The following is a 6,860-nucleotide window of genomic DNA, read 5'->3' on the forward strand; positions in this document are numbered from 1 at the left end:
GCCGGCGGGCAGGCCGGCTACAGCAGGCGGATCGGGGTGCCGTCGTGCCAGGCGAGGATGTTCTCGACGATCTGTGCGTAGAACGCCCGGTAGCTGTCGGTGGTGACGTAGCCGATGTGGGGGAGCAGCAGGGTGTTGCGCAGCGTCCGCAGCGGGTGGTCGACCGGGAGCGGCTCGATGTCGTAGACGTCCAGGCCGGCGCCGGCGATGCGCCGTTCGCGCAGGGCGGCCAGCAGCGCGTCCTCGTCGACGATGGGGCCGCGGGAGGTGTTGACCAGGTAGGCCGTCGGCTTCATCAGGGCGAGGTCGGCGGCGCCGATCAGGCCCCGGGTCGTCTCCGACAGCGGCAGGTGGATGGTGATCACGTCGGAGCCGGTGAACAGTTCCCGCCTGCTGACGGCGCGCACGCCGTGCGGGGCGGCGCGTTGCGGGGTCAGGTGCGGCGACCAGGCGATGACCGTCATGTCGAACGCCCGCGCCAGCCTGGCGACCGGGATGCCGAGACGGCCGAGGCCGACGACGCCGAGGGTGTGCCCGGCCAGGCCGGGGCCGATGGTGTGCTGCCAGCCGCCGGCCCGGATGGCGGCGTCCTCCTGCGCGAAGTTCCTGGTGAGCGCGATGATCATTCCGATGGTGAGTTCGGGCATCGCGTTGCCCCACCCGGTGGTCCCGCAGACGGTGACGCCCTGTTGCCGGGCCGCGTCGAGGTCGATCGCCGCGTTGGCCATCCCGGTGGTGGCCAGCAGCCGCAGCGCGGGCAGCGCGCGCAGCAGGTCGGCCGGGAACCGGGTCCGCTCACGCATCGCGACGACCACCTCGCTGTCGCGCAGCCGCCGGACCAGCGCGTCGCGGTCGGGGATGTGCTCGTCGAGCACTTCCACCGTGTAGTGGTCGCGCACCGCCGACCAGTCGGCGCTGGTGAGCGCCACCCGCTGGTAGTCGTCCAGGATCGTCACCGTCGGCATGGGAGTCAGCGCACCCGCCCGGACGCGCAGCCCGCCGCTCCCTGCCGCCGCGCTCCCTGTCGTCATGGTCCCTGTGGGACGGGCTTCGCTCATGGCTGCTCCTGGCTATGACCCGACCGGCGGACTGGCGGACGGCCGTTACGTTACGGCCTCACGGGACAGGGCGGGCCACACCGGCCAAATGATCATTTCTGGCGTGCCGGCGGATTCCCGGCTGCTCCGGGCTGTGTCGGGGAAAACGTCTTGACCTGAAGTCAGGTTCAACTCGTAGTGTTCTTGTGCCTCGGCGGGCCACGGGCCGTTCGTCGCCGGCGTGGCCATCGCGGCCAGCCCGGCCGGCGGCGGTCGTGTGGATGGCGCCGGGGCACGCCACTGGTCGGCACGGCTCCGACCGGCACGGCGGTATGACAGCGTTGCCATCGTCCGGACTATCGTTCCGCTTCGCCTCGCCCTGCCGCGGAGAGAGACTGCATGCTGATCCGACTTCTGCGGGCCCACCTGGGCCCCTATGCCCGGCCGATCGAGATCCTGATCGGCCTGCAACTGGTGGCGACCATTGCCATCCTCTACCTGCCGACCCTGAACGCCGACATCATCGACCACGGGGTGGTCGTCGGCGACACCGGTTACATCCTGCGCATCGGTGGGATCATGGTCGGGGTCACCGTCGTGCAGATTCTCTGCGCCAGCGCCGCGGTGTATTTCGGCGCCCGTACCGCGATGGGGTTCGGGCGGGACGTGCGGGCGGCCGTCTTCGACCGGGTGCAGTCGTTCTCCGCCCGTGAGATCGGCCGGTTCGGCACGCCGTCCCTGATCACCCGGGCCACGAACGACGTCCAGCAGCTCCAGATGCTGGTACTGATGATCTTTACGCTGATGGTCTCCGCGCCGATCATGTGCCTGGGCGGTATCGCGCTGGCCGTGCATCAGGACGCCGGGCTGTCCCTCCTGCTGGTCCTGGTCGTGCCGCTCCTCGGTGTGATCATCAGCCTGGTGGTGCGCCGGATGCGGCCGCTGGGCCGGGCGATGCAGGAACGCCTCGACACCGTCAACCGCGTCCTGCGGGAGCAGATCAGCGGGCTGCGGGTGATCCGCGCGTTCGTCCGGGACGACCACGAGCAGCGCCGCTTCGGGACGGCCAACGCCGAGCTGGTCGACGTCTCACTGCGCTTCGGCCGGCTGATGGCGCTGATGTTCCCGCTGGTGCTGATGGTGGTCAACATCGTCAGCGTGGGGGTGCTGTGGTTCGGCGCGCACCGCATCGACGCCGGCCACATGCAGATCGGCGCGCTCACCGCGTTCCTCAGCTACCTCATGCAGATCCTGATGTCGGTGATGATGGCCACCTTCATGTTCATGATGATTCCCCGTGCCGAGGTGTGCGCGGAACGCATCCAGGAGGTGCTGGCCACCGGCTCCACCCTGCTGTCGCCGGCGGACCCGGTGCGCTCCCTCGACCGGCACGGCGAGCTGGAGCTGCGCGACGTCGGGTTCCACTACCCGGGGGCGGAGGCGGCGGTGCTGCGGGGGATCACCCTGCGGGCCCGGCCCGGCCGCACCACCGCGATCATCGGCAGCACCGGCAGCGGCAAGACGACACTGCTCAGCCTGGTCCCGCGGCTGGCCGACGCCACCGAGGGCGCCGTGCTCGTCGACGGCGTCGACGTCCGCGACCTCGACCCGGCGCTGCTCGCCGCCACCGTCGGGCTGGTCCCGCAGAAGCCGTACCTGTTCTCCGGCACCATCGCGACCAACCTGCGCTACGGCGACCCGGACGCCACCGACGACCAGCTGTGGCGGGCCCTGGAGACCGCGCAGGCGAGGGAGTTCGTCGAGGCCATGCCCGACGGCCTGGACACCGTGATCGCCCAGGGCGGGACGAACGTCTCCGGCGGCCAGCGGCAGCGCCTGGCGATCGCCCGGGTGCTGGTCCACCGTCCGGAGATCTACCTGTTCGACGACTCGTTCTCGGCCCTCGACTACGCCACCGACGCGCGCCTGCGCGCCGCGCTCGCCGGGGAGACCGCCGGCGCGACCGTTGTGATCGTCGCCCAGCGGGTCGCCACCATCCGTGACGCCGACCAGATCATCGTGCTGGACGCCGGCGAAGCTGTCGGTACCGGCACCCATCATCAGCTGATGGCGGACAACGCCACCTACCGGGAGATCGTCCTCTCCCAGCTCACCGAGGAGGAGGCCGCGTGACCAGGCCGGCACCAGCGGCGGCGGCACCAGCGGCGGCGGCAGCGGCACGCCGGGGCCCGGCGCCGATGGGCGGCCCGGGCCGCTTCTTCGTCGGCCAGGGCGCCGCGGAGAAGTCGATGGACTTCGCCGGATCCAGCCGCCGGCTGCTCGGCCTGCTGCGCCCGCAGCGCCACCTGTTCGCCGCGGCGATCGCGCTGGCGACGGTCAGCGTCGGGCTGACCGTGCTCGGCCCGCGGCTGCTCGGGCACGCCACCGACCTGGTGTTCGCCGGGATCTTCAGCCGCCGGCTGCCGGCCGGCACCTCGAAGGCCGACGCCGTCGCCGAACTGCGCGCCGGCGGCCACGGCACCCAGGCCGACCTGCTCGCCTCGCTCGACGTCACCCCCGGCCAGGGGATGGACTTCGGCGCCATCGGCTCGGTGCTGCTGTGGGTGCTCGCCGTCTACGTGCTCGCCGGGCTGTGCGGCGTCGCGCAGGCCAGGCTCACGAACCTGGCGCTGCAGCGGGTGATCGGCACGCTGCGCGCGGACGTGCAGGCGAAGATCTCCCGGCTGCCGTTGCGCTACTTCGACCGCCAGCCCCGCGGTGAGGTGCTCAGCCGGGTCACCAACGACATCGACAACCTCCAGCAGAGCCTGCAGCAGAGCCTGTCGCAGATCATCGCGTCCGTGCTGACCATCGTCGGCGTCCTGTCGATGATGATCTGGATCTCCTGGGAGCTCGCGCTGATCGCGGTGGTCGCGGTACCGGTGTCGATCGTCGTCGCGACGAGGATCGGCAAGCTGGCCCAGCCGCAGTTCGTCACCCAGTGGAAGGTCACCGGCCGGCTCAACGCGCACATCGAGGAGATGTACACCGGGCACGCGCTGGTCCGGGTCTTCGGCCGTCAGCGGGAGTCCGCGCAGATTTTCCGCGAGTACAACGAGCAGCTCTACGCCGCCAGCTGGCGCGCGCAGTTCATCTCCGGGCTCATGCAGCCGGCGATGCTGTTCATCGGGAACCTCAGCTACGTGCTGGTGGCGGTCGTCGGCGGGCTGCGGGTCGCCTCCGGCTCGCTGTCGATCGGCGAGGTGCAGGCGTTCGTCCAGTACTCCCGGCAGTTCAGCCAGCCGCTGTCCCAGGTCGCCAGCATGGCGAACATGGTGCAGTCCGGGGTCGCCTCGGCGGAGCGGGTGTTCGACCTGCTCGACACCGCCGAGCAGGCACCCGACCCGCTCGTCCCGGCACACCCGGGGCGGCTGCGCGGCCGGGTCGCCTTCGAGCACGTTGCGTTCCGCTACGAGCCGGACAAGCCGCTGATCGAGGACCTGTCACTGACCGCGGACCCCGGGCACACCGTCGCGATCGTCGGCCCGACCGGCGCCGGCAAGACCACCCTGATCAACCTGCTGATGCGCTTCTACGAGGTCACCGGCGGCCGGATCACCCTGGACGGCGTCGACATCGCCACCATGTCCCGCGAGGAGCTGCGGGCGAGCATCGGCATGGTGCTCCAGGACACCTGGCTCTTCGGCGGCACCATCGCCGAGAACATCGCCTACGGCGCCGAGGGCGCCACCCGGGAACAGATCGTCGCCGCGGCCACCGCCGCGCACGTCGACCGCTTCGTGCGCACCCTGCCGGACGGCTACGACACGGTGCTCGACGACGAGGGCGCCGGCGTCAGCGGCGGGGAACGGCAGCTGATCACCATCGCCCGCGCGTTCCTCGCCGAGCCCCTGATCCTCGTGCTGGACGAGGCGACCAGCTCGGTGGACACCCGCACCGAGGTCCTGATCCAGCGGGCCATGTCCACCCTGCGGGCCGGGCGCACCGCGTTCGTGATCGCGCACCGGCTGTCGACGATCCGGGACGCGGACACCATCCTGGTGATGGACGGCGGCGCGATCGTCGAACAGGGCGACCACGCCAGCCTGCTCGCCGCAGGCGGCGCCTACACCCGCCTCTACCAGGCCCAGTTCGCCCAGGCCGTCGCCGAGGTCTGACGACCGCGGCGGCCGTAGGTCGTTTTCGTTGTCCTGACGACCCTTTCCACCTACGGTCTCCGCGTCTGTAGGTGGAAAGGGTCGTCAGGACAACGGTTTTCACCTACGGCCGGGCATCCTGCCCGTCGAAACCGCTTCGTTCGGCGTGGCCGTCTTCCTGTCGGGCCGGCGGGTGGGAACGGGGCCGCCCGCCCAGCAACGAACAGCAGCGCCATCGAGCACGGAATTCACGCCTCCGCGGCTCGCGGCTCCGCCCCGAAGGGCAGCTACAAAGATCGCCGGATGCCGTGGTGGACAACAGCCGGACACGGCGCCCACCCTGGCGGGCCGGCGGTGGGCCGTAAAGTCGCCGGTGGCGGTCCTTGTCCCGAGGCAGTGGGAGGTTCTGCCCCGAGGCCGTGGAGGGCGGTGGCCGGTGCGGCGGTTCAACACGGCGGGCCCCTGCCTGCCGGAGTACCACTACATGGTGCCGGCGTTGTCACGGCTGCCGGAGGCGCCAGGGCTGGTCGAGCAGTCGGGGGGTATTTCGTGGTGCACGCGCCCCGGCAGACGGGGAAGACGACAGCGCTGCGGGCGCTGGCGCAGGAGCTGACCGCCATCGGCCGGTACGCGGCGCTGTACTTCTCCTGCGAGCTGGGTGAGGCCGCCGGCGACGACTACGGTGCGGCGTAACTCGGCATCCTCGGTGAGATCCGTCGGCGTGCCGAGCTCGCTCTGCCAGCGGAACTGCATCCGCCGATGTGGACGCAGGCATCCGAGGCGGACCTGCTCGCTGCCGCGCTCGCGGCGTGGGCGCGGGTGTGTCCGCGGCCGTTGGTGCTGTTCTTCGACGAGATCGACGCGTTGCGCGGGCAGAGCCTGATCAGTGTGCTGCGGCAGTTGCGGGCCGGGTTCACCGATCGTCCGGCGGCATTCCCGGCATCGGTGGCGCTGTGCGGGCTACGCGACGTCCGCGACTACCACCCTCGAAATCGCTTCGCGATTCCGCGGGTCCCCGGGGCTGCCTCCGGCGGTGACCCGTCCCGGCTGGGCACGTCCAGCCCGTTCAACATCAAGCTGAGGCCGACCCGCTGCGCCGCGGCCTGATCCAGCTCGACGGCTACCTCGACCGCATCCACCTCGACCACGGCGTCCTTGTCCTCTTCGACACCCGTCCCGACGCCCCACCCATCACCGACAGAACCACCATCACCACCATCCCCAGCCCCGCCGGCCACACCATCACCCTCCTACGCGCCTGACCGCGAGAATGCAAAAAATAGATCAAAGTTCTACGTCGCTGTATTCACGCAAACCGCTTAATTCAACAATTTTACTCGGCTTTCAGCGGGGGTCGCTACCGTCGTGGAGATAGCAGTCTTCTATTATCCGTAGACCACGGTCAATATTATCGAGCTGTTCGAGATTGAAATCTCCCAGGTCAACAAAGCGGGCCTCGCCGGAGCTCGCAAGAGCAATCCTGCTATCCGTGAACAGATAAACATGATCTCTAAGATAGCCGTCTCGAAACCACGACCCCTGCCACTCCGCGAGCTGCCAACCGGCTCGGGGGGTCCGTCGCCGTAGCATGGAACCGAATCGTGGGAGGTCCAACATGAAAATTTTGGCACCTGGATAGTCGAGATCCTTGAGGCGGCGAACGACGTCCGCAAGACGCGGCCGCAATAAGTCGGCCGAAGCGATGATCTGCTGCGCAAGGGAGTCG

The 6,860-nt window shown here is 69.8% G+C and carries 6 protein-coding genes; 4 read left to right on the forward strand and 2 right to left on the reverse strand.

The genetic code is table 11. The features are described 5' to 3' along the window. Positions 1-17: 17 nt before the first annotated feature. Positions 18-1,058: a D-2-hydroxyacid dehydrogenase family protein gene (locus AC5LUJ_RS08210; RefSeq protein ID WP_250283195.1), complete on the reverse strand. Its 1,041-nt coding sequence runs from the start codon at positions 1,056-1,058 to the stop codon at positions 18-20. 378 nt (positions 1,059-1,436) lie between these two features. Between AC5LUJ_RS08210 and AC5LUJ_RS08215 the strand changes: the two genes are divergently transcribed. From AC5LUJ_RS08215 to AC5LUJ_RS08230, 4 genes are all read left to right on the forward strand, one after another. Beyond that, complete coding sequence (locus AC5LUJ_RS08215; RefSeq protein ID WP_250290946.1) at positions 1,437-3,170, forward strand: ABC transporter ATP-binding protein; 1,734 nt, start codon at positions 1,437-1,439, stop codon at positions 3,168-3,170. Positions 3,171-3,235: 65 nt separating this feature from the next. Beyond that, positions 3,236-5,155 (forward strand): ABC transporter ATP-binding protein, encoded by a 1,920-nt coding sequence (locus AC5LUJ_RS08220; protein WP_250283203.1) that lies wholly within the window; start codon positions 3,236-3,238, stop codon positions 5,153-5,155. A 528-nt stretch (positions 5,156-5,683) separates the two neighbouring features. Continuing rightward, a complete protein-coding gene (locus AC5LUJ_RS08225) occupies positions 5,684-5,827 on the forward strand; it encodes a hypothetical protein (protein ID WP_250283190.1) in 144 nt (47 codons plus the stop codon). A gap of 66 nt (positions 5,828-5,893) precedes the next feature. Beyond that, positions 5,894-6,241, forward strand: a complete 348-nt coding sequence (locus tag AC5LUJ_RS08230) for a hypothetical protein (RefSeq protein ID WP_250283189.1) — start codon at positions 5,894-5,896, stop codon at positions 6,239-6,241. 237 nt (positions 6,242-6,478) lie between these two features. Here AC5LUJ_RS08230 and AC5LUJ_RS08235 read toward each other — a convergent pair. Beyond that, the coding region (locus AC5LUJ_RS08235; RefSeq protein WP_493464735.1) for a hypothetical protein at positions 6,479-6,860 on the reverse strand (382 nt) is incomplete at its 5' end.

Source organism: Protofrankia sp. CiP1_Cm_nod3 (genome assembly GCF_982290655.1).

Coding starts and splice junctions, on each gene's coding strand:
- AC5LUJ_RS08220 (WP_250283203.1), top strand. CDS start 3,236: ATGGGCGGCCCGGGCCGCTTCTTCGTCGGCCAGGGCGCCGCGGAGAAG.
- AC5LUJ_RS08210 (WP_250283195.1), bottom strand. CDS start 1,058: ATGAGCGAAGCCCGTCCCACAGGGACCATGACGACAGGGAGCGCGGCG.
- AC5LUJ_RS08230 (WP_250283189.1), top strand. CDS start 5,894: ATGTGGACGCAGGCATCCGAGGCGGACCTGCTCGCTGCCGCGCTCGCG.
- AC5LUJ_RS08215 (WP_250290946.1), top strand. CDS start 1,437: ATGCTGATCCGACTTCTGCGGGCCCACCTGGGCCCCTATGCCCGGCCG.